The sequence below is a fragment of the Terrabacter tumescens genome (assembly GCF_014646815.1).
Classification (GTDB): domain Bacteria; phylum Actinomycetota; class Actinomycetes; order Actinomycetales; family Dermatophilaceae; genus Terrabacter; species Terrabacter tumescens.
Genome location: NZ_BMNZ01000002.1, coordinates 122975 through 143880, shown reverse-complemented (window position 1 = coordinate 143880; position 20906 = coordinate 122975). Strand labels below are relative to the sequence as shown.

At 73.5% G+C, this 20906-nt stretch carries 18 protein-coding genes, 1 tRNA gene and 1 pseudogene; 11 read left to right on the top strand and 9 right to left on the bottom strand.

The genetic code is table 11. From position 1 onward, the window contains the following. Positions 1-719: 719 nt before the first annotated feature. From IEY30_RS21775 to IEY30_RS04675, 3 genes and pseudogenes are all read right to left on the bottom strand, one after another. Positions 720-1166: pseudogene (locus IEY30_RS21775) on the bottom strand (PP2C family protein-serine/threonine phosphatase); the annotation flags it as partial. A 115-nt stretch (positions 1167-1281) separates the two neighbouring features. Further along, positions 1282-1881: an FHA domain-containing protein FhaB/FipA gene (locus IEY30_RS04680; RefSeq protein WP_030197473.1), complete on the bottom strand. Its 600-nt coding sequence runs from the start codon at positions 1879-1881 to the stop codon at positions 1282-1284. Positions 1882-1930: 49 nt separating this feature from the next. Then, complete coding sequence (locus IEY30_RS04675) at positions 1931-2713, bottom strand: FHA domain-containing protein (RefSeq protein WP_030197465.1); 783 nt, start codon at positions 2711-2713, stop codon at positions 1931-1933. Positions 2714-2945: 232 nt separating this feature from the next. Here IEY30_RS04675 and IEY30_RS04670 point away from each other — a divergent pair, with 232 nt between their 5' ends. Together IEY30_RS04670 and IEY30_RS04665 are read left to right on the top strand one after the other, a co-directional pair. After that, entirely contained in the window at positions 2946-4478 is a 1533-nt protein-coding gene (locus IEY30_RS04670) for a hypothetical protein (RefSeq protein WP_052358496.1), read from the top strand. A gap of 36 nt (positions 4479-4514) precedes the next feature. Then, complete coding sequence (locus tag IEY30_RS04665) at positions 4515-5339, top strand: NAD-dependent epimerase/dehydratase family protein (RefSeq protein WP_030197458.1); 825 nt, start codon at positions 4515-4517, stop codon at positions 5337-5339. 43 nt (positions 5340-5382) lie between these two features. Here IEY30_RS04665 and IEY30_RS04660 read toward each other — a convergent pair whose 3' ends face one another. Beyond that, positions 5383-5856, bottom strand: coding sequence for a MarR family winged helix-turn-helix transcriptional regulator (locus IEY30_RS04660; protein WP_052358495.1), 474 nt, complete (start codon positions 5854-5856; stop codon positions 5383-5385). A gap of 56 nt (positions 5857-5912) precedes the next feature. Here IEY30_RS04660 and IEY30_RS04655 point away from each other — a divergent pair, with 56 nt between their 5' ends. The 4 genes from IEY30_RS04655 to IEY30_RS04640 all read left to right on the top strand — a co-directional run bounded on the left by IEY30_RS04655 (position 5913) and on the right by IEY30_RS04640 (position 9860). Further along, on the top strand, positions 5913-7625 hold the full coding sequence (locus IEY30_RS04655) for a DHA2 family efflux MFS transporter permease subunit (RefSeq protein WP_081920457.1): 1713 nt from the start codon (positions 5913-5915) through the stop codon (positions 7623-7625). Positions 7626-7720: 95 nt separating this feature from the next. Then, positions 7721-7803, top strand: a tRNA-Leu gene (locus tag IEY30_RS04650). 345 nt (positions 7804-8148) lie between these two features. After that, a complete protein-coding gene (locus tag IEY30_RS04645; RefSeq protein ID WP_162181002.1) occupies positions 8149-9150 on the top strand; it encodes a serine/threonine-protein kinase in 1002 nt (333 codons plus the stop codon). Between the two features lie 59 nt (positions 9151-9209). Next, entirely contained in the window at positions 9210-9860 is a 651-nt protein-coding gene (locus IEY30_RS04640) for an LON peptidase substrate-binding domain-containing protein (protein WP_030197446.1), read from the top strand. A gap of 28 nt (positions 9861-9888) precedes the next feature. On the opposite strand, the gene IEY30_RS04635 is transcribed toward IEY30_RS04640, so the two are convergent. Then, positions 9889-10596, bottom strand: a complete 708-nt coding sequence (locus tag IEY30_RS04635) for a M50 family metallopeptidase (protein ID WP_030197443.1) — start codon at positions 10594-10596, stop codon at positions 9889-9891. Between the two features lie 124 nt (positions 10597-10720). Between IEY30_RS04635 and IEY30_RS04630 the strand changes: the two genes are divergently transcribed. Continuing rightward, the gene (locus IEY30_RS04630; RefSeq protein ID WP_156035237.1) at positions 10721-11563 is read left to right on the top strand and encodes a matrixin family metalloprotease; all 843 of its coding nucleotides are present in this window, start codon (positions 10721-10723) and stop codon (positions 11561-11563) included. A gap of 49 nt (positions 11564-11612) precedes the next feature. Here IEY30_RS04630 and IEY30_RS04625 read toward each other — a convergent pair whose 3' ends face one another. Next, positions 11613-12557: a 2-dehydropantoate 2-reductase gene (locus IEY30_RS04625; protein ID WP_030197436.1), complete on the bottom strand. Its 945-nt coding sequence runs from the start codon at positions 12555-12557 to the stop codon at positions 11613-11615. Between the two features lie 120 nt (positions 12558-12677). Between IEY30_RS04625 and IEY30_RS04620 the strand changes: the two genes are divergently transcribed. The 4 genes from IEY30_RS04620 to IEY30_RS04605 are packed head-to-tail and all read left to right on the top strand — an operon-like array spanning position 12678 to position 17330. Then, positions 12678-15305 (top strand): molybdopterin-dependent oxidoreductase, encoded by a 2628-nt coding sequence (locus IEY30_RS04620; RefSeq protein ID WP_052358493.1) that lies wholly within the window; start codon positions 12678-12680, stop codon positions 15303-15305. Beyond that, on the top strand, positions 15302-16267 hold the full coding sequence (locus IEY30_RS04615) for an FAD binding domain-containing protein (RefSeq protein ID WP_030197431.1): 966 nt from the start codon (positions 15302-15304) through the stop codon (positions 16265-16267). The genes IEY30_RS04620 and IEY30_RS04615 overlap by 4 nt, the downstream gene beginning before the upstream one ends. Before the next feature lie 20 nt (positions 16268-16287). Continuing rightward, positions 16288-16839, top strand: a complete 552-nt coding sequence (locus IEY30_RS04610; protein ID WP_081920455.1) for an EVE domain-containing protein — start codon at positions 16288-16290, stop codon at positions 16837-16839. Further along, positions 16836-17330, top strand: a complete 495-nt coding sequence (locus IEY30_RS04605; protein WP_030197426.1) for a metallophosphoesterase family protein — start codon at positions 16836-16838, stop codon at positions 17328-17330. Before IEY30_RS04610 ends, IEY30_RS04605 begins: the two co-directional genes overlap by 4 nt. A gap of 240 nt (positions 17331-17570) precedes the next feature. Here IEY30_RS04605 and IEY30_RS04600 read toward each other — a convergent pair whose 3' ends face one another. From IEY30_RS04600 to IEY30_RS04590, 3 genes are all read right to left on the bottom strand, one after another. Next, the gene (locus IEY30_RS04600) at positions 17571-18068 is read right to left on the bottom strand and encodes a DUF427 domain-containing protein (protein WP_030197423.1); all 498 of its coding nucleotides are present in this window, start codon (positions 18066-18068) and stop codon (positions 17571-17573) included. Beyond that, positions 18065-19288 (bottom strand): cysteine desulfurase-like protein, encoded by a 1224-nt coding sequence (locus tag IEY30_RS04595; protein WP_030197420.1) that lies wholly within the window; start codon positions 19286-19288, stop codon positions 18065-18067. The genes IEY30_RS04600 and IEY30_RS04595 overlap by 4 nt, the downstream gene beginning before the upstream one ends. Before the next feature lie 86 nt (positions 19289-19374). Next, the gene (locus tag IEY30_RS04590; RefSeq protein ID WP_030197417.1) at positions 19375-20790 is read right to left on the bottom strand and encodes an FAD-binding oxidoreductase; all 1416 of its coding nucleotides are present in this window, start codon (positions 20788-20790) and stop codon (positions 19375-19377) included. Positions 20791-20906: the final 116 nt, after the last annotated feature.

Below are 20906 nucleotides of genomic sequence, written 5' to 3'. Positions count from 1 at the left end.
GCGCCGGCGACGTGCCGCACGGCGTGCCGGTCGCGGCGAGGTGTTGGCAGCGCAGGGCCTCGCCGCGCAGGGCCGACACCTTGATCTCGGCGTCGGCGATGTCGCGGGCCGGGATCGTGTTGGCGACGGAGGCCTGGACGTCGGTCGGCAGGTCGGAGACGAGTACGTCGGACGGGGGACTCGACGTGCGAGAGCTTGATCGGGCCGAGGTCCTGCGAGACCCCGCGGAAGATCGCGATGTGGCCCGCGTCGGCGGCGACGAAGAACTGCTTCTGCGACCAGGCCCACGCGGCATAGCCGCCGCCGCCGAGGATGGCAGCGACGACGAGCACGCCGATGGTGCGCAGCACGATCTTGGACCGGCGCGAGCGCTTGCCGTCCTCGGCGAGCTCGGGGGCGTCGTCGTCGGGCTCGGCGCGGCCGGTGGCCTCGCGCGAGAGCGCCGCGGCCTTCTCGGCCGGGCTCGTCGGGATCGCCCGGGTGCGTCCGCGCATCCGCTTGCCGGCGGCGCCGACGACCTGCGGCACGGTGGTCGGCAGGTCGTCGCCGTCCGCGTCGACGACCTCGGCGACGATGACGGTGACGTTGTCGCGCGTGCTCGCCTTGAGGGCGATCTCGATGCAGCGGTCGGCGGCCTCGTCGGGGGTGCGGGCCTCGCGGAGGATCTCCTCGATGACGTCGGCGCCGACGAAGTCGGACAGGCCGTCGGAGCACATGAGGAAGCGGTCGCCGATCTTCGCCTCGCGGAGCGAGGTGTCCGGCTCGTCGTCGGGCTGGCCCGTCATGACCCGGGTCACGACCGAGCGCTGCGGGTGGTGCCCGGCGTCCTCCTTGGAGATGCGCCCCTCGTCGATGAGCTGCTGGACGAAGGAGTGGTCCTTGGTGATCTGCGAGAACGTGTCGCCGCGCAGCATGAAGGCGCGGGAGTCGCCGATGTGGGCCATGGCGAGCTTGTTGCCGGTGCGGAGCATGACGATGGTCGTGCTGCCCATCCCGGCGAGCTCGGAGTTCTCGCGCATCGCCTTGGTGAGCTTGGCGTTGGCGGAGTGCAGGGCCTCCTCGAGGAGCGGGATCGCCTGGTCGGCGGTCACGTCCTCCTCGTCGAGGGGGGCGAGCTCGCCGACGATCATCGAGCTCGCGACGTCGCCCGCGGCGTGCCCGCCCATCCCGTCGGCGAGGACGAGCAGGTTGGGGCCGGCATACCCCGAGTCCTCGTTGCGGGACTTAGGTCCCAGCCCGAGGTCGGAGCGCGCGGCATAGCGCAGGGCGATGGCCACCGGGTCAGCCTCGCAGTTCGAGGACGGTCTTGCCGATCCTCAGGGTCGTGCCCACCTCGACGGGTCGTGACCCGGTCAGGCGGTCACGGCCGATGAAGGTGCCGTTGGTGGAGCCGAGGTCCTCGACGGCCCAGCCGTCGCGGCCCGACGGGTCGGGATAGATGCGGCAGTGCCGGCCCGAGGCGTAGTCGTCGTCGAGGACGAGCGCGCACTCGGGGTTGCGGCCGATGAGGATGCCGCCGCTGCGCAGCGGCAGCGACGTGCCCGCGAGGGGGCCCTCGGTGACGACGAGCGTCGTCGGGGTGCCCTTGCCCCGGCCGCGACCCTTGCGCCCGACCGGCTGGGGCGCGCCGGCGGCACCGGCGGCACCGGCCGCACCGGCCGCACCGGCGGCACCCGCTCCCGCGGCTGCCGGGACAGGCGTGCGCGGTGCGCTGCGCTGGCGGTCCTGCTTCTCGGCCTGCTTGAGCGCCTTGCGCTGTCCGCGACGGCTCACCGCCGTGCCGTAGATGTCGGTGCGGAGCACGCCGACGACGCTGAAGATGAAGATCCACAGCAGCGCCAGCAGACCCAGCCGCAGCAGGGTCAGGGTGAGTTCACTCATGCGTCACCAGTCGTCATCGCCGGAAGGACGTGCACGGGGGTCATCGGGCTCACCGGCGTCCCGCGCGGAACGTGGCCGAGGTGCGGCCGATGGTGAGGCGGTCGCCGTCCTGGAGTCGCTGGCTCGAGACCCGGTCGCCGTTGACGAAGGTGCCGTTGGTCGAGTTGAGGTCCCGGATCGAGGTGACGAGGTGCGGACCGTCGGTCGTGACCCGGATCTCGCTGTGCCGCCGCGAGACCCCGGGGTCGTCGATGACGATGTCGGCGGTCTCGTCGCGGCCGAGCGTGGTCAGGCTGCCGAGGAGCGGGTAGCGGTCGCCGCCGATGTCGAGCCACGGACGGGCTGACGGGTTGGAGCGCGGGGCGGGCCGGTGGACCGGGGCCTCGTCGATGACGGTGCCGGCGTTGGTCTGCGGGCGGGGGGCGGGGCTCGCCTGCTCGCGGGCCGGCTCGCGGCCGGCCTGCTTGGCGGTGGCGGGGCGGACGCGGAAGACGCCGGTCTCGAGCCCCTCACCCTCGACGAGCTGCACCTCGAGCGGGCCGCCGGGCTGGTAGCCCTGCGAGTCCGCGTGCTCCTGCGCCGCGGCGACGAGGTCGTCGGACAGGTCCTCCTCGTAGTCGCCGAGGCGGTCGTAGTCGGTCTGGCTCAGCTCGATCGTGTAGAGGTTGGGCACCATGGCGCGGCCGTGGCCCAGCAGTGCGGCGCGGTCGTCCATGGCCCGGCGGATCGCCGACGCGATCTCGACGGGCTGCACCTCCGACTTGAACGCCTTCGCGAAGGCGCCGTGGACAGCCTTGGCGAGACCGTGCTCGACACGGTTGATGAGTCCCACGCCGTCTCCTCCTCCGTGTTGAGCGCTCGTGCTGGGCGCTTCATCGTAACCGGGTCACCCCCTACAGCCCCCAACCGACAGTCTGTGGAGGCCCGGGCAAAACGCCCGTTCGGGCCCACAGGGTGGTGGTCGGCGGGTTTGATGTGTGGCGCAGTCGTGGGACGATCACACGGATCCCGTGGCGGGGTCGCGCACCAGGTTCCCGCCGCGTCAGGCCAGCAAGGAGTGCTCGATGAGCAAGGACGAGACCGGTAGCACCGAGAGCCAGGGCATCCCCGGCTTCTCGGCGAACAACACCATCCCGGGTGGCTTCGCTCTCCCCATCCCCGTAGCGGGTGCCGGCGCCACCGAGCCCGAGGCGGCCCCGGCCGACCCATGGAGCTCGACGTGGGACGACACCTCCTGGCAGTCCGGCGAGGTCTCCGACGACACCGCCGCCTACGACACCTCCGAGCTGGGCCGCCTGAACGGCTACTCGCAGAACGGCGGCTCGCTCGGCAGCGACGACGCCGAGGACGCCGGCCCGGCGAGCACGTCCGGCTCGACCAACACGTGGACCGACTGGGAGCCCTCCGACCCCGGCACCGCCGACTGGTCGGCGTCCGCCACCGAGGAGCCCGAGCAGACCTCAAGCGGCTGGACGCCCGCCGGGTCCGCCTCCGACGCCTACGACTCGGGTGCCGCGTCGACGTCCGCGGCCCCCGGGACGACCGACCACACCGCGGCACAGCGGGCGTATGCCGCCCGGCCGGCCGTCGACCCCGACGTGGCCGCCATGGCCGCCGAGCGCGGCTACGACCCGGCGGAGTACGACCTGACCCCCGCCGCGCGCGCCGGCAACTCCGACCGGCCCAGCGCCGAGGACCTCATCACGGCCCGCTCCAAGGGTGAGCGCCAGAAGACCAAGGCCAACTCGGGCCTGCGCAAGGCCTTCGGCATGGGGCCGAGCGTCAAGGAGATGCTCGAGCGCGACCGCATCGACCGCATCGCCCGGCCCCTGGGCGGCCGCAAGACGATCATGGTCATCAACACCAAGGGCGGCGGCGGCAAGACGCTCGTCACGCTCATGCTGGCCAGCTACCTCGGCCGCTACCGGTCCGGCTCCGTCCTCGCGTGGGACAACAACGAGACCGAGGGCACGCTCGGCATGCGCGCGCCGTCGCAGAGCCACCACCGCACGGTCGTCGACCTGCTCGGTGCCCTGCCGACGATCGCCGAGGACCCCAACGCCGGCACGTCCGAGCTCGAGCACTGGGTGCGCGAGCAGCGGGGGCTGTCCTTCGACGTGCTGGCCTCGGCTGACGACGACGAGGCGATGCGCATCATCGGCGAGCAGGAGTTCGAGGACCTCCACACGCAGCTGTCGCGCTTCTACCGGATGATCGTCGTCGACACGGGCAACAACCGCCTGTCACCCAACTGGCTCGCGGCCGCCGCCCGCGCCGACATGCTCGTCTTCGCGACGTCGCTCAAGGACGACACGTCGGTCGTCGCCGCCAAGAACCTCGACGCGCTCGTCGCGATGGGCCGGGGCGACCTCGTGCGCAACGCCGTCTGCGTCATCTCGCACACCTCGGCCAAGGGCAACGACGTCGGCGCCGGCGTGCACACGCGCGAGCACTTCGAGCAGTGGGTGCGCGCGGTCGTCGACATCCCCTACGACCCGATGCTCGCGCCGGGCCTGCACCTCGACCCGCTGAAGATCAGCCGCAAGACGCACGAGTCGTGCATGGAGATGGCTGCCGTCGTCGTCGACGGCCTCTGAGCCGGGTGCGGGTGGCTCGTCGGGTCGGTCGCTGACGTGGCGCTCCTCGCCCTGACCGGCGCCTCCGGTCGAATCGCCACGGCGTTGCGACCACGCCTGCGCGCGGCGGGGCACCATCTCGTCCTGGTCGACGGCCCCGGCGTGCCGCTGCGCGACGTCGACCCGGCGACCGAGCGCGCGGTCGAGTCCGACCTGCGCGACGTCGACACCCAGGCGGAGGCCTTCGCCGGCGCCGACCTCGTCGTGCACCTCGGCGCGCACTCCGACGAGCGGGCCTGGGCCGACATCCTCGCCGTCAACATCGACGGCACCCACGCCGTGTGCGAGGCGGCGCGGTTGGCCGGCGTCCCTCGGCTGCTGCTCGCCAGCTCGGTCCACGCCGCGGGGTTCGTGCCGGTGGACGCACCGCTCGTCCGCGAGGGGATGCCGCTGCCGGCGCCCGACACGTACTACGGCGTCAGCAAGGCGGCCCTCGAGGCGCTCGGGGGGTTGTATGCCGGCCGTTTCGGGATGACGGTCGTCAGCGCCCGCATCATGACCTTCGACGACGCTCCCGGCGGGCCGCGCTCGCTGCAGTCGTGGCTGTCGCCCGACGACATGACGCGGCTCGTGCTCGCGACGCTGACGACCGGTGCGGTCGGCCACCACGTCGTGTGGGGCGTCTCGCGCAACACGAGGCGCAGGGTCGACCTGGCCCCCGGTCTGGCGATCGGCTTCGACCCCCAGGACGACGCCGAGGTCCACGCGTCGGGGGTGGAGCGTCGTGACCCCAGCCGCCCGCCCGGGGTGCTCGGGGGCGCGTTCGCCGACGCGGCATACCTGCTCGGTGTGCCGCACGGCGGCACCCGGCCGGCCCCCTGACCGAGTCCTGAGCCGAATTCGCGCGACCCCCGCGCGACGGGCGTCAGCCCTCGTCGACGGCGAACCGGTGGTAGGCCTCGGTCGCGGCCTGCAGGTAGCGGTGGATCGCGTCGCGCTCGGCGTCGGTGAAGTCGTCGGTCAGGGCGTCGAGCCGGTCGAGGAGGCTGCGCAGCTGGCCGCGGACCTCGGTGGCGGCGGACTCGGTGGGCACGAGCCGCACCCGGCGACGGTCGGCGGTGTCGCGCTCGCGGAGCAGGTGCCCGGCGGCCTCGAGCCGGTCGACGACGTCGGTCATCGCGGCCGGGGTGATGCCGAGCCGCGTGCTCAGCTCGCGCGGGCCGAGGTGGCCGTCCGAGGCGGCGACGTGGCTCATCGCCGACAGGTCGGTCGGGTGCATCCGCATCCGCCGGGCCAGTGCGCCGGAGGCCTCGGCCGAGGCCGTCCCGAGGGCTCGAAGCGCCCACGTCTCGGGCTCGTGGGCGCGCGGCGGGGTGCCGTCCGGGAGCGGGATTGCCATGGGGCGATGGTACTGCTTCCATATGTTTAGACGATCTAAACATCCTTGGAGGAAGCATGAGTCAAGAAGCGGCTCAGCCGGGCGCAGTGGCCCGCGGTGGCGACCGTCGGCGCTGGTTCGGCCTCGTCGCGATCAGCGTCGCGGTGGCGCTGATCATCGTCGACTCGACCATCGTCAACGTCGCGGTGCCCTACATCGTCGACGACCTGGGGCTCAGCTCGTCGCAGGTCCAGTGGGTGCAGGAGTCCTACACGCTCGTCTTCGCGGCGACGCTGCTCATCTGGGGCACGATCGCAGACCGCATCGGGCGACGCCGGATGCTCCTCATCGGCGTCGTCGTCTTCGTCGCCGCCTCGGTGCTCGCGGCCGTCGTCGGCTCGGGCGAGGCGCTCATCGGGGCCCGGATCATCCAGGGCTTCGGCGGCGCCATGATCCTGCCGACGACGCTCTCGCTCATCAACGCCGGCTTCACCGGGCGCGAGCGCGGCATCGCCTTCGCCGTCTGGGGCTCGACCATCGGCGGTATGGTCGCCGTGGGCCCCCTCCTCGGCGGCTGGCTCACGACGTCGTTCTCGTGGCGCTGGGCCTTCGGCATCAACCTGCCCATCGGCCTGCTCATCGTCGCGGGCGTCCTGCTCTTCGTCGACGAGTCGCGCTCGCCGCGAGCGGGGCGCATCGACGTCGTCGGCGCGCTGCTGTCGGCCGTCACCTTCGCGACTCTCGCCTTCGGGCTCATCGAGGGCCGCACCTACGGCTGGTGGGCCGTGACCAAGCCGTTCCAGCTCGGCACGTGGACGTGGTCGAGCGGTCTGTCGCCGGTCGCGGTGGCCTTCGCGGTGACGGTGCTCGCCGGGACGATCTTCGTCGTGCGGACGCTGCGGCGCACGGCGGCCGGGCTGCCGACGCTCTTCCGCTTCGACCTCTTCGGGATCCGGTCGTTCCGCAACGGCAACATCGCCGCGATGATCGTCAGTCTCGGCGAGTTCGGCATCGTGCTGTCCCTGCCGCTGTGGCTGCAGAACGTCCTCGGCTACACCGCCTTCCAGACCGGCCTGGTGCTCCTGGCGCTCGCCATCGGCTCGTTCACGGCGAGTGGCCTCGTCACCGTGCTCAGCGCCCGCCTCACCGCGGCCGCCATCGTGCGGATCGGCATCGTCGCCGAGATCGTCGGCGTCGCCGGCCTCGGCCTGGCCATCGGCCCCTCGACGTCGTGGCTCGCGGTCACGCCATGCCTCTTCGTCTACGGCTTCGGCGTCGGGCTCGCGACCGCGCAGCTGACCGGGGTCGTCCTCGTCGACGTGCCGGTCGAGCGCAGCGGCGAGGGCTCGGGCCTGCAGTCGACGGCCCGCCAGGTCGGCTCGGCGCTCGGCATCGCGATCCTCGGCACGGTCCTGTTCACGACCGCCGGCGCCCGCCTCGACTCGGGCCTGACCGACCTCGGGGTGCCCGAGGCCGCCCGGACCGGCATCGTCAACGCCGTCGTCGAGAGCGCGGGCGGGGCCATCCCCGCCCTGGCCAAGGACCCGCGCACCGCGGCTGCCGCGCCCGTCGCCGAGCAGGCCTTCTCCGACGCGACGAGGTTCGCCGCGTTCACCGCCGCCGGCTTCCTCGTCCTCGGCCTGCTCGCCACCCTGTCGCTCGGCGACCCGCGCCGGACCCCTCGCGGACGCCACCGGGAGGGGTATGCCGGGGGCTCGGGCTCCTCGGCCGAGCGACCTCAGGTGGTGGCGGGCGAGGTCCCCGACGCGGACGCACCGGTGGTCACGTAGCCAGCCACACGGCATACGCGATCGGCCTTGACGGCCTCCGGGCGTGCCCGGTTTGGCGATAGTGGGCCTGATACAGCACACTGTCTCCTTGTCACGCGCGAGTGGCGGAACGGCAGACGCGCTGGCTTCAGGTGCCAGTGTCCGAAAGGGCGTGGGGGTTCAAATCCCCCCTCGCGCACGCGATGACGAAGGGCCCCAGTTCATGGAACTGGGGCCCTTCGTCATGTCGGAGGGGCCCTTCGTCATCGCGTGCGCCGCCGGGATTTGGGAGGACGACCGAGCGCCAGCGAGGGAGGACGGCTCCCCCCTCGCGCACCCGAGGACGCGACGAAATCACCTGTTCGAGGCGGTACGGACAGGGGTATGTAGGCGGGAGCCGTGCACCCGGGGGGACGGCTCGAATCAGTCCGGGACGGGAAGTTCACCAACCTCCACGTCCTCACGTACCATGACCGCTGACGAAGGCCCCTTGAGATGTCAACTGACGCGCACCTTCAGTCCGAAAGCCGCAGGTGCCCCTGACATGAACCGTCTGGAAGAAGGGTTCGTGCTGGGCGAGCGCTACCGCCTGGACCAGCGCATCGCCTCCGGGGGGATGGCTGACGTCTGGGCCGGCACCGACTCGGTGCTGCAGCGCGAGGTCGCCGTCAAGATCATGCGTCCCGACGCCGACCACGAGCGGCTCTTCGCCCTGCGCTTCCGCGACGAGGCCGTGCACTCGGCGGCCCTCATGCACACCAACATCGCGACGGTCTTCGACTACGGCGAGGACCAGGGCCTCGCCTTCCTCGTCATGGAGCTCGTGTCCGGCGAGCCGCTCTCCGCGGTGCTCAGGGAGCGCGGGCCGCTCCCGGCGAGCGAGGTCCGCTCGATCATGGGTCAGGCGGCGCTCGCCCTCGGCGTGGCGCACGAGGCCCGGGTCGTGCACCGCGACATCAAGCCGGCCAACATCATGGTCCGCGACGACGGCCTCGTGAAGCTCACCGACTTCGGCATCGCCCGTGCCCTCGACGCCTCGGGCCACACGCAGCACGGCGAGATGCTCGGCACCCCCAACTACATCAGCCCGGAGCAGGCCCTCGGGCACGCGGCGACCGGCGCGAGCGACCTCTACGCCCTGGGCGTCGTGGCGCACGAGATGCTCGTGGGACAGCGCCCCTTCGACCGGGGCACCCCCATCGCGACGGCGCTCAGCCACGTCAACGAGCCGCCCCCGCCGCTGCCCGACGAGATCCCCGAGGACCTGCGCGACCTCATCGCGGAGTGCCTCGAGAAGGATCCCGAGAAGCGGCCCGTCAACGCGGCCGCGGTGGCGGTCCGGCTCGGCCTCGGCGATCAGGAGCTGCGTGGGCTGGCGCTCGGGCTGGCCACGGCCATCAACGGCTCGCCTGCGGAGATGCTCGACGAGGTCGAGGAGCTGCACGGCGAGGTCCGCGAGGGCTCGATCACCGGCTCGCGTCCCGCGGTCGTCGACCCGGAGGACCTGCCCGCCACGCAGGCGATGACGTCCGGGGTCTCGGACTGAGGTCCTCAGGGTTCGACAGCGCCACTGGCGCTGTCGCGGTTGCGACCTAGGCTGGTCGTATGGCGATCCTGCCGCTGTTCCCGCTCGGCACCGTGCTCATGCCCGGTGGGCGGCTGCCGCTGCAGATCTTCGAGCCGCGCTACGTCCAGCTGCTGAGAGACCTGCTCGACGGCCAGGACGAGCGCTCGCCGGTCTTCGGCGTCGTCGCCATCCGTGAGGGTTTCGAGGTCGGCGAGGACGGCGTGCGCGCCCTCCACCCGGTCGGCTGTGGCGCGCTGCTGACCCAGGCCGCCGCCCTCGAGGGTGAGCGCTTCCTCGTCGTCTCCGAGGGCACCGACCGCTTCCGCCTCGACGCCATCGACGAGTCGGCCGACACGCCCTACACGACGGCGCGCGTCACGTGGCTGACCGAGCCCGACGGTGACCCGGCGACGGTCCTCGACCTCGCCGCCCGGCTGCGCGCCGAGCTGACCGCGTTCGCCGACGCCACGGGCCAGGTGCCCGAGTTCCCTGCCGACGACCGCTCGCTGGCGTATGCCGTGCCCGACACCGTGAGCCTCGACGTGGCCGATCGCCAGCGCCTCCTCTCGAGCAGCGACACGGAGTCGCGTCTGCGCCTGGGCCTGCAGCTCGTCCGGCGCGAGCGTGAGTTCGCCTCCGCGCTCGGCGCCGTGGCTCGCGCCCCGTTGCCGCCGTTCAGCCTCAACTGAACCCGCCGGGCCGAGGCCGGCCCGGCGTTCAGCGGAGGGTCGCGACGACCTCGGCGCCGACCACCCAGGTCGCGAGCGCGCAGACGACGAAGAAGGAGAGGTTCCACAGCCCGCGCGGCACGCGGGTCAGTGAGGCGAGGACACCGGGGTCGCTCCCGCGGCTGCGGTCGCGGAGCACCGCGGACAGGTGGCGCCACGCCCCGACGAGCAGCACGACCCCGAAGCCGACGAGCACCTGCGTCTGAAGCGCGTCGTCGCGCCACCACCACAGGGCGGCCGAGGCGGCGATCGAGACGACCATGACGACGACGGTCAGCGCCGACCGCACCCGGACGAGGGCGAAGAGCAGGACGGCGAGCCCGGCCGTGATGACGGGAGCGGCCCAGCCGCGTCCGGCGGCCCACACCACGGCGGCGCCGAGCAGGGCCGGCATCGGGTAGCCCGCCCACGTCGAGGCGACGCGGCCGGCCCCACGGACGGGGCCGCGCGTCACGGCGTGACCGGACATGTCGCCGCGCAGGACGAAGCCGGTGAACTGTCGACCGACGAGGACGCCGACGACGGCGTGTCCGAGCTCGTGCACGAGGGTTACGGCGAGGCGCACGACCCGCCACAGCGGCTCGACGGCGACGAGGACCAGGGCGACGCCCAGGACGATGAGCAGGCGAGGCGCCGTCAGCGCGACGTCGCCGGTCGCCGGGACCACCCGGTCGCGTACCGCCTCGAACCAGTCCACGGACGCTGAACCTAGCCGACGACCGTGTGGGCGACGCACGCGCGCTGGGTACGTCACGGGTCGGTCCCGCACGGGCGACGGACTCGATGCGACAGGACAGGCGGTTCACGGCACGATGCAGGACATGCGTCAGGGGTCCCTCGTTCGCGTACCCGGCCGGCACCGGGCCACCCGTGCGCCTCTCTCGTGGGCGGGTCTGTCCCTGGGGCGGGCCGTGGCGGTCCTCGCCGTCGTCGTGGCGGTCTCGGTCTGGCTGTGGCAGGTGCGGCCCTTCGACTCGCGGCACGGTCTCGGCGCCGACGCGCCGCCGGCCGGCATCGGCGCGGCCCGTGCGCCGCTCGGTGCGCCGCCGTCGATGCCGGGCGGCCACGGGGGCTACACGTTCATGCGGATGCAGGGCAACGGCGCCGACCCGGTGGCCTACGACCCGTGCCGCCCGATCCACTTCACGACGAGCACGGTCGGGCTGCCTCCCGGCGGCGACGCCCTCGTGCGCGAGGCGGTCGCGACGATGTCGGCGGCCAGCGGCCTGCGGTTCGTCGACGACGGGCTCACCGACGAGCCCCCGACGCCCGAGCGTGACCCCTACCAGCCGGACCGCTACGGCGACCGGTGGGCGCCGGTCTACGTCTCCTTCGCGACGCCGGAGCAGATCCCCCGGCTCGCGGGCGGCACCGTCGGGCTCGGCGGCAGCACACCGCGCGCAGCGGGCGACGGCGTGCTCGTCTACGTCACCGGGTCGGTCTGGCTCGACCGCGCCGCCATGGACGACCTGCTCGCGGCGGGCCGTCGTGACTCCGCCCGGGCCGTCGTCGAGCACGAGATCGGCCACGTGCTCGGCCTCAACCACGTCTCCGACGCGACGCAGCTGATGTCCGAGACGGGTGGCACGGGCGCCGGCCCCTCCGACGGTGACCGTCGCGGGCTCGCGATCCTCGGCCGCGGGGTGTGCCGGCCCGACCTCTGACCGACGCGTCGACGCGGAGGCGGGCACGCGGCATACGCCGTCGGTGTGCTCAGCCCAGCAGGGCCCCGGGGTGGCGCGCGGTGAGCACCTCGAGGAGCAGCCGGTGCAGCGGCACGTCCACGCGCGACTCGCTCGCGAGGCGCACGACCGCGCCCGTCCACGCGTCGAGCTCGGAGGGCCGGCCCTCGAGCAGGTCGCGCTGCAGGGTGGTCGTCCCGTCGGCGGGCTGGTCGTCGACGAACGCCATCGTGCCCGCGACGACGCGATCCGGCAGGCGTATGCCGCGTGCCCGGGCCAGTGCCTCCACCTCGCGCATCGCGTCCTCGAGGAGCGCACGGCTGGACGGCTTGGACCGCAGCTCGCCGATCGTGGCGTCGAGGGCGGCTCCGAGGCTGCCGAACGGCACGACGAAGAGCATCTTCGACCACAGCTCGGCCCAGATGTCCTCGGGCACCGGCGACGCGGCTCCGGAGTCGACGATCGCCTGGCGCAACCGGGTGACCCGGTCGGAGGGAGCGCCCGGCGTGGCCGACCACTCGTCGACCACGAGCGACCCGGGCCCGCCCACGTGGGTGATGCGGCCGGGGTCCTCGATGTGGACGAAGAGCTTGGCGATGCCGGGCAGCACGGCCGCGCGCCCGACGGCGTCGGCGACCTGGTCGGGCGCCTCGACGCCGTTCTGCGTCGTGATCACCGCCGTGCCCGGGCCGACGAGGGCCGGCAGCGCCGCCAGCACCGGGGGGAGCTGCCACGTCTTGACCGCGAGCAGCACGACGTCGACGGGACCCGCCCCGCCGATCGAGGCGATGTCGTCGGTGGCCTGCGCCGGCTGCACCGTGAAGTCGCCGGCCACGCTCGTGACGACGAGGCCGTGGGCGCGGATCGCCTCGAGGTGCGCGCCGCGGGCCAGGAACGTGACGTCGTGCCCTGCCGCAGCGAGCCTCCCGCCGAAGTAGCCGCCGATCCCGCCCGTGCCGAGCACCGCGATGCGCATGACCGTCTCCTCGTGTCGAGTCGTCGAGCCCTCGACACCATCATCGCGCCGGAGGTGGTCGCGGAGGTAGCGTCGTGAGCACCGTCTCGTCGAGACCCAGACGCAACCGCAGGAGTCCTCATGGAGCTCACCACCACGGTCAACGACGAGACGCGGGTCGTCGAGGTCGACGGCACGGAGTCGGCGGTGGACCTCGTGCGCGACGGGCTCGGCCTGACCGGCACGAAGCTCGTCTGCGGCAGCGGGGTCTGCGGCGCCTGCACGATGCTCGTCGACGGCGAGCCGGTGCTCGGCTGCCTGACGCCGGCGACGCGGTTGCGCGACGCGAGCGTCACGACGGTCGAGGGCATCGCGCGTCGTGGTGGCGATGATGGTGGCGGGGACGACCTGCACCCGGTGCAGCGCGCGTTCGCCCACCACGACGGGCTCCAGTGCGGCTACTGCACGCCGGGCTTCGTCGTCGACGCCGTCGCCTTCCACGACCGGTGGCGCGCCGAGCACGGCACCGACGAGCCCGACCGGCAGGCCGTCGCCGAGGCGCTCGCGGGGCACCTGTGCCGGTGCGGCGCCTACGAGGGGATCTACCGGGCGGTGGCCGCCGCGTGCCGGGGCGAGCACGACGCTGCCGGGGGCAGCGGCGAGCACGTCGAGCGCGTCGAGCGCGTGGAGGCGCCGGCCAAGGTCACGGGCGCCGCGGTCTACACGACCGACGTCGTGCGGCCGGGGATGCTCCACGCCGCGATCCGCCGGTCGGACCACGCTGCGGGGGTCGTCGGTCCGATCACCTTCCCGGACGGCGTCCTCGGCATCGACGTGCTGGGCGAGGACCGCCGCGTCCGGTGGGCCGGGCAGCCGATCGCCGTCGTGGCCGCCGAGACGCAGGCCGAGGCGCGACGTCTCGCCCGTGAGCTGGCGGTGCCGTTCACGCCGGAGCCGTTCGTCATCGACCCCGACGAGGCCGCGCGTCCCGGGGCGCCGCTCGTCTACGCCACCAAGGCCGACCGCAAGGAGGCGCCGACGGCGAGCGAGGGCGCGCCGATGCCGGCGCCGTGGGACGGCAACGTCCACGGGCCGTCGCGCGCCCCGTTCCTCGGCACCCTCGCCAAGCGCCGCATCCGGTCGGCGCGCTCCGAGGGGCGCAAGGGCCTGGTCGAGCTCGAGTTCCACACGGCGGCGCAGCTGCACACCGCCTTCGAGCCGCACGCGTGCGTCGCCGACTGGAGCGACCCGCAGTACCTCCGGGTGTGGCTCAGCACCCAGGGCGTCGCAGCGATGCGCCTCGAGATCGCCGACCACTTCGACCTCGACCCGACGCACGTCGAGGTCGTGGCCGAGCACGTCGGCGGCGGCTTCGGCGCCAAGCTCGGCCTGACGATGGAGGCCGTCGCCGCCATCTCGCTGAGCCGTCTGAGCCGTCGTCCCGTGCGACTCGTCCTCGACCGGCACGAGGAGCTGACCGGCACGGGCAACCGCCCCGGCAGCCGCTCCCGGGTGTCCCTGCTCGTCGACGACGACACCCAGGCCGTGCGGGCGCTCACCGTCGACACCGACAGCCACGCCGGCATCGCCGTCGGCAACAGCGTCGCGGCGCTCGCGATGTTCCTCTACGACCGCACGCCGCGCCTGGCCCGTGACGTCGACGTCGTCACGAACGCCCCGCCCGGTGCGCCGTTCCGCGGCCCCGGCGGCCCGACCATCGCGTGGGCGCTCGAGCAGACCGTCGACGAGACCGCGCACCGCTTCGGCCGCGACCCCATCGAGCTGCGCGCGCAGTGGGACGGCAACCCCAAGCGGCAGGCGCTCTACCGCTGGGCGTCGGCGCTCCCGACGTGGCAGGGCCGCCCGGCGACGGGCAGCCAGACCGGCCGCTACCGTCGCGGCGTCGGTGTCGCGGCGGGCAACTGGATGTACTTCGTCGACCCCGACTGCGAGGTCGTCGTCCGGGTCGAGGCGGGGCGCCTCGTCGTGTCGACCGCGGTCCAGGACATGGGGACCGGCAGCCGCACGGTGCTCGCACGGGCCGTCGCCGGCGTGTTCGACGTCGAGCCGACCGCGGTGGACGTGCGGCTCGGGCTCGCGAACAGCGGCGCGACCCACGGGCCAGCCTCGGGTGGCAGCCGCACGACGGTCTCGCTGTGGTCGACCGCCGTCGACGCCGCCACGAGCCTGCGCGCCCGCATCGGCACCGATCTCGCCGGCGCCCCCGACGGGGTCTCGGCCACGGCCAAGCGCGGCGGCGACCGCGGCATGCGCGCCGTGCCCGTGACGATGGGCGGCATCCAGGTCGGCCGCGGCTTCTCGGCAGCCGTGCACGTCAGCGAGGTCGAGGTCGACACCCGCACCGGGAAGACCCGAGTGCTCCGCGTCCACGGCGGCATCGCCGTCGGCCGCATCCACGCCCCCGTCCTCGCCCGCAGCCAGTGCGAGGGCTCGGTCATCCAGGGCATCGGCCTCGCGCTCTACGAGAACCAGGTGCTCGACCCGCACACCGGACTGACCCTGACGGCCAACCTCGAGGACTACCGCATCCCGCAGCTCGGCGACACCCCGGAGATCGACATCCACTTCCACGAGGACGGCTGGGACCGCGTGCCCGGCGGTGGCGTCGGGCTCGGCGAGGTCGCGACGATCAGCCCCGCTGCGTCGGTCGGCAACGCCATCTTCAACGCCACCGGCTGGCGCCCGCTCACCCTTCCCGTGCGACCCGACCGGCTGCTCGAGGGGCTGCGGGCAGGGGGTGCGCGATGAGCGTCACGATCCTCACGGCATACGACCAGCGGCCCGACGGGCTCGACGGGCTCGACGGGCCCGACGGTACGGGCGAGTTCGCCTACCGCGCCGGCGGCACCGACCTCCAGGAGCGCCTGCGCACCACCGGTGCCACGCCCCACATCCTCGACCTCACGGGTGTGCCCGGCTTCGCCGCGGTCGAGCGCACCGACGACGGCACCACCCTCGGCGCCGGCGTGACCGTCGCGGCCCTGGCGCGCGACCTTGCCGGCGACTACCCGGCGCTCGCCCTCACGGCAGGTGGCCTCGCGACGCCCCAGGTCCGCACCGCGGCGACCATCGGCGGCAACCTGCTCCAGCGCACCCGCTGCTGGTACTTCCGCCACCCGCACACGTCGTGCTTCAAGTCCGGCGGCGACTCCTGCCCGGCGCGCGACGGTCGGCACCTCTACGGCAACGTCTTCGACACGGCGCCGTGCGTGCACCCGCACCCGTCGTCCCTCGCGATGGCCCTGCTGACGTATGCCGCCACCGTCGACACGACGCAGCGTGACGGTCTCGCGGTGGGTGAGGTCCTCGGAGACGGCTCCGACCCGACCCGCGACCACCTGCTCGCCGACGACGAGGTGCTGACCCGGGTCGTGCTGCCACCGCCGGCGCCGGGCGAGCAGGCGGCCTACTTCCGCTCGATCAGCCGCTTCGAGGCCGAGTGGCCGCTGGTCGAGGCGGTCGTCCGGGTGGTCCGTGACGACGCCGGCACGGTCACGTCGTGCGGCGTGGCGATCGGCGGGGTGGCCCCGGTCCCCCTGCGGCTCGCCGCGGTCGAGGCCCTGCTCACCGGGTCGACGCTGGACGACGACACGGTGGCGCGGGCCGCGGCGTCGGCCGCGCAGGGCGCCAACCCGCTGCCCGAGACGGGCTACAAGGTGGCGCTCGTCGAGGCCACCGTCCGCGAGGTGCTCGAGCGCGTCCGCGGGTAGGGAGCGGGTAGGGAGCGGGCATGGCAACAGGCGTGCGCAACGGCAGGGCCGTCGACCGGGAGCGTCTCGGGGCGTGGGTGCTCAAGTGCAACCCGGCGCTGTGGGACCTGAGAGGCCTGCTCGACACGGGTGAGCGGAGGCTGACGTCGTGGGCCGTCCACCCCAGCTACCGGACTCGTCTGCTCGCCCCTGGGGACAAGGCGCTCTTCTGGGTCTCGGGCGACGGCCGTGAGGGCCTCTATCGCGGGATCTGGGGACTCGGGCACACGGTGTCCGAGGTCGAGCCCTGGACGGAGTCGTCGCAGGTGCACTGGCGCACCGCCGCCGACGCCGGCACCGTGCGGGTGCGCGTCCGGGTCGACGTCGAGCTGCTCGAAGAGCCCGTGGAGGACGCCGAGCTGCGGTCCGTCGGCATCGACAGCCTCGAGGTGCAGCGACAGCCGTTCATGGCCAACCCCTCGTTCGTGACACGCGACCAGCTGCGCGCGCTCGAGCCGTTGCTGCCGCCGTGGCCGGCGGTCCCATCGGTCCCATCGGCCGCGTCGGCCGCAGCCGTCGAGGCGACGTCGTGAGGGTCCTCGTCCTGTCGGACACCCACGCGCCGCGGCACTGGAAGGCCTGCCCGCCCGCGCTGCTGCCGCACCTCGACGCGGCCGACGTCATCCTGCACGCCGGCGACGTGTGCACGCCCGACGTGCTCGACCTGCTCGCCGGCCACGCGCCCGTGCACGTGGTGATGGGCAACAACGACGTGCCCGAGGTCGCTGCCTGGGGTGCCCTGGAGACGCTCGAGATCGAGCTCGAGGGCGTGCGCATCGGGATGGTCCACGACAGCGGGGCCAAGCAGGGGCGCACCGCACGCCTGCGACGGCGCTTCCCGACCGCCGACCTCGTCGTCTTCGGCCACTCGCACATCCCGCTCGATCAGACCGGCGACGGGCTGCGCATCCTCAACCCGGGGTCGCCGACCGACAAGCGGCGACAGCCGGTCGGCACCGTCGCGCTGCTCGACCTGCGCGACGGCGAGGTCGTCGAGGCGCGCATCGAGCCGGTCCCGCGCTGACCCGCTCAAGCCCCTGCCTCGTCGAGTGCCCACTTCTCGACGGTCCTACCTCGTCGAGTGCTCAGTTCCCGACGCGCCCTGCACATCGGTGCTCAGTTCCCGACGTCGGAAAGACGGCATTCGACCAAACGGGGCGCCGAATGGCGTCGGAATGGGCACTCGTTGAGACGTGGGTGTCGCGAAGTGGGCACTCGACCAGGGGTCGGCGTCGGCAAGTGGGCACTCGATTCGGGGTTGGCGTCACCAGCCCCAGGAGCCGGGCCCGCCCTTGAACGGCCCGACCACCCGGTCGGTGATCCACCCGCCGTAGAAGCCGCCGTCCTGCGCGCGCACCTGCTCGCCGTCGACGAAGCAGCCGTCGACGAGCCCGGGCATGACGGCGACGTGACCGGCCAGGACGGCATACGTCGGCACGGGCTCGGGATAGGTCCACGCGGCGCGGGCCGCGCGCCGGCCGCCACCGACGAGGTCGTAGTAGGCCGCGCGACCCTTCCACTCGCACACGGTGCTGCCCTCGACGGGCACGAGCGCGCCGTCGACGAAGGCGTCGAGGGGCAGGTAGTACGTCGGCGGGTGGCTCGTCTCCAGCACCCGCAGCGCCGACCGGGTGCGCGCCACGACCTCCCCGCCGAGGTGGACCTCGACGAGCTCGCCGCTCGGGTCGACGGCGGGCGGCCGCGGGTAGTCCCAGACGGACTCCTGGCCGGGACCGGCCGGCAGCGGCACCGGGCGGCTCACCGCTCGCCCCCGCAGATCTCCTCGAGGCCGGTGGCCAGCCGGTCGATGTCGTCGGCGTTCGTGTAGGGCGCGAGGCCCATCCGCAGACCGCCGGTAGCGCCCAGCCCGAGATGGTGGCTGCAGTCCCAGGCGTAGAAGTGGCCGGCCGGCGCGTTGACGCCGCGCTCCGCGAGGGCCGCGCGCAGCTCCTGCGGGTCGCGTCCCTCGACGGTGACGAGCAGGGTCGGCGTCCGGTGCTTCGCGGTGCTGTATGCCGTGAGGCCGGGGATCGCGCGCAGCCGCTCCTCCAGCGTGGCGAGCAGGCCGTCCTCGTGCTCCTCGAGCGCGGCGAAGGAGGCGACGAGGCGCTCGCGGCGTGGGAGCGAGGGGTCGGTCAGGGCGAGGTCGGCGAGGAAGTCGACGGCTGCGGTCGTGCCCGCGAGCAGCTCGTAGGGCAGCGTCCCGAGCTCATACCGCTCGGGGACGGCGTCGGACGACGGGACGAGCTTGTCGGGGTGCAGCGACTCGAGCAGCTCGGGTGAGGCCGCGAGCACGCCGAGGTGGGGGCCGAGAAACTTGTAGGGCGAGCACACCCAGAAGTCGGCGCCGCTCGCCGGCACGTCGGTGAGCACGTGGGCCGTCGCATGCACGCCGTCGACCCAGACGAGCGCCCCTGCGGCGTGGGCGATCTCGGCGATGGCCGGGAGGTCGGGGCGCGTGCCGATGAGGTTGCTGGCGGCGGTCACGGCGACGAGCCGGGTGTGGTCCGTGACGACGGCCGCGAACGCCTCCGGGGCCAGCTCGCCGGTCGCCGGGTCGAAGTCGGCCCCGCGCACGGTGGCGCCGACGGCCTCGGCCGCCAGCACCCAGGGGCGGATGTTGGCGTCGTGGTCGAGGCGGCTGACGACGACCTCGTCGCCCGGGCCCCAGTCCTTGGACAGGGTGCGGGCCAGGTGGAAGGTCAGCTCGGTCGCGGACCGCCCGAAGACGATGCCGCGCGGGTCCATGGCGAGCAGGTCGCCCATCGCCGCTCGGGCCTCGACGACGATGCGGTCGGCGCGACGCTCGGCCGGTGTCACCGTGCCGCGGTTCGAGATGGCCGAGGTCAGGGTCTCGACGACGGCGGTCGCGACGGTGTCGGGCACCTGGGACCCGCCGGGTCCGTCGAAGTGCGCGGCGCCCTCGCGCAGGGCCGGGAAGTGCCACCGGATCCGGTCGACGTCGTAGCCGGGATGTGTCATGCCCTGATTCTCACCCACGCCTCGGGATCGAGGTGATCCCGGCACCGTCGTCGGTGCCGGGATCACCTCGAACAGGGTCCGCCGGGTCAGGCGGTGACCTTGCCGTCCTCGAAGAGGCGCGGCACGCGGTGGTTGGCGAGGAAGCGGTCGTCCGGGTCGTAGGCCGACCGGATGCCCTTGAGCTGCAGCCACGCCGACTCGGTGTAGCCCGTGCGGGCGTCGACCGCGTTCTCGGCGAAGTTGAGGTAGCTGCGGCCCGTCGACCACGGCTCGAGCGCCGCCGTGAACTGGTGGGCGTCGAGCTGCCCCTGCATCGCCATCTCCGGGGTGGCCGCGATCGCGACAGCGAAGCCTGCGTATGCCGCGTCGATCGTCGCGAGGGCACCGTGGCCCTCGGGTGCCCGGCCGAGCGCGCCCCCGAGCTGCCGCAGCTCGGCCGAGAGCAGCGACGAGGTGGAGCCGGGCCCGACCTGCTCGAGGATCGTGTCGATGGCCGCGTCACCGAGCTCGCCGAGCAGGGTCCCGTCCGAGACGGCGGGCGAGGGGCCCTCCGGGTCCATGTGCAGACGGGTCAGGGTGCGGGCGGGCACGCGGTCGAACGTGTCGATCTCGGGCCCGAGGCCGCGCAGCAGGCTGAGGACCCCGCGCGCCTCGGCGTCGCAGCCGAGCACCGCCCCGTCGATGACGACGAGCGACCGGCCGCGCAACGGCTCGGGGATCATCGGCAGCGGCGGCAGGTTGAGGAAGCGGAACGCCGTCGTGACGGAGTCCGGGGCCTCCGGAGCCCAGTCGGCCCAGCGGCGCAGCACGCGCTCGGCCTGGTCGCGGTCCCAGACGAGCATGCCGGCATACGCCGTCTCGATCGGGTAGAGGCGGAACTCGAGGGCCGTGACGACCCCGAAGTTGCCACCGCCACCGCGCAGCGCCCAGAAGAGCTCGACGTTCTGCGTCGCGTCGGCGCGCGCGTGCTCGCCGTCGGCGGTGACGAGCTCGACGGCCGTGAGGCTGTTGGAGGCGAGCCCGAGCTTGCGGGCGTACCAGCCGATCCCGCCGCCGAGGCTGTAGCCGGCGATGCCGACGTCGGGCGAGCTGCCGTGCAGCGCCGCGAGACCGTGGTCCGCGGCAGGCTCGGTCGCGTCGATCCAGAGCGCGCCGCCCTCGACGCGGGCGATGCGGCGGGTCGCGTCGACGGTGACGCCGCGCATCCGCTCGGTGCGCACGAGGACGACGTCGTCGAGGCCGTGGTCGACGAGCGGACCGGCGTTGTGCCCGGTGCTCTGGGGCGCGACGCGCAGGCCGGCGGCCGCGGCGGCGCGGACGACCTCCTGGACGTGCGCCACGGTGGTGGGCAGGGCGACGGCGGCGGGGCGCTGGTCGAGCGCGACGTTCCACGGCAGGCGTGCCGCGTCGTAGCCGGGGTCGCCGGGGAGGTGGACCGCACCGTCGCAGAGTCCGGCGAGGCTCGTGGCCCGTCGGGCGGTGGGGGTGAGGTTGAGGGTCATGCGCTTCTCCTGGGTCAAGGCACCCTGCGTCATTGCGTGTGTGTGGTGGGCGCGAGGGGTAAGAGCGCTGTGGCGGCGCTCAGATACATGCCGCGCGAAACGTCCGTTTCGTCCGG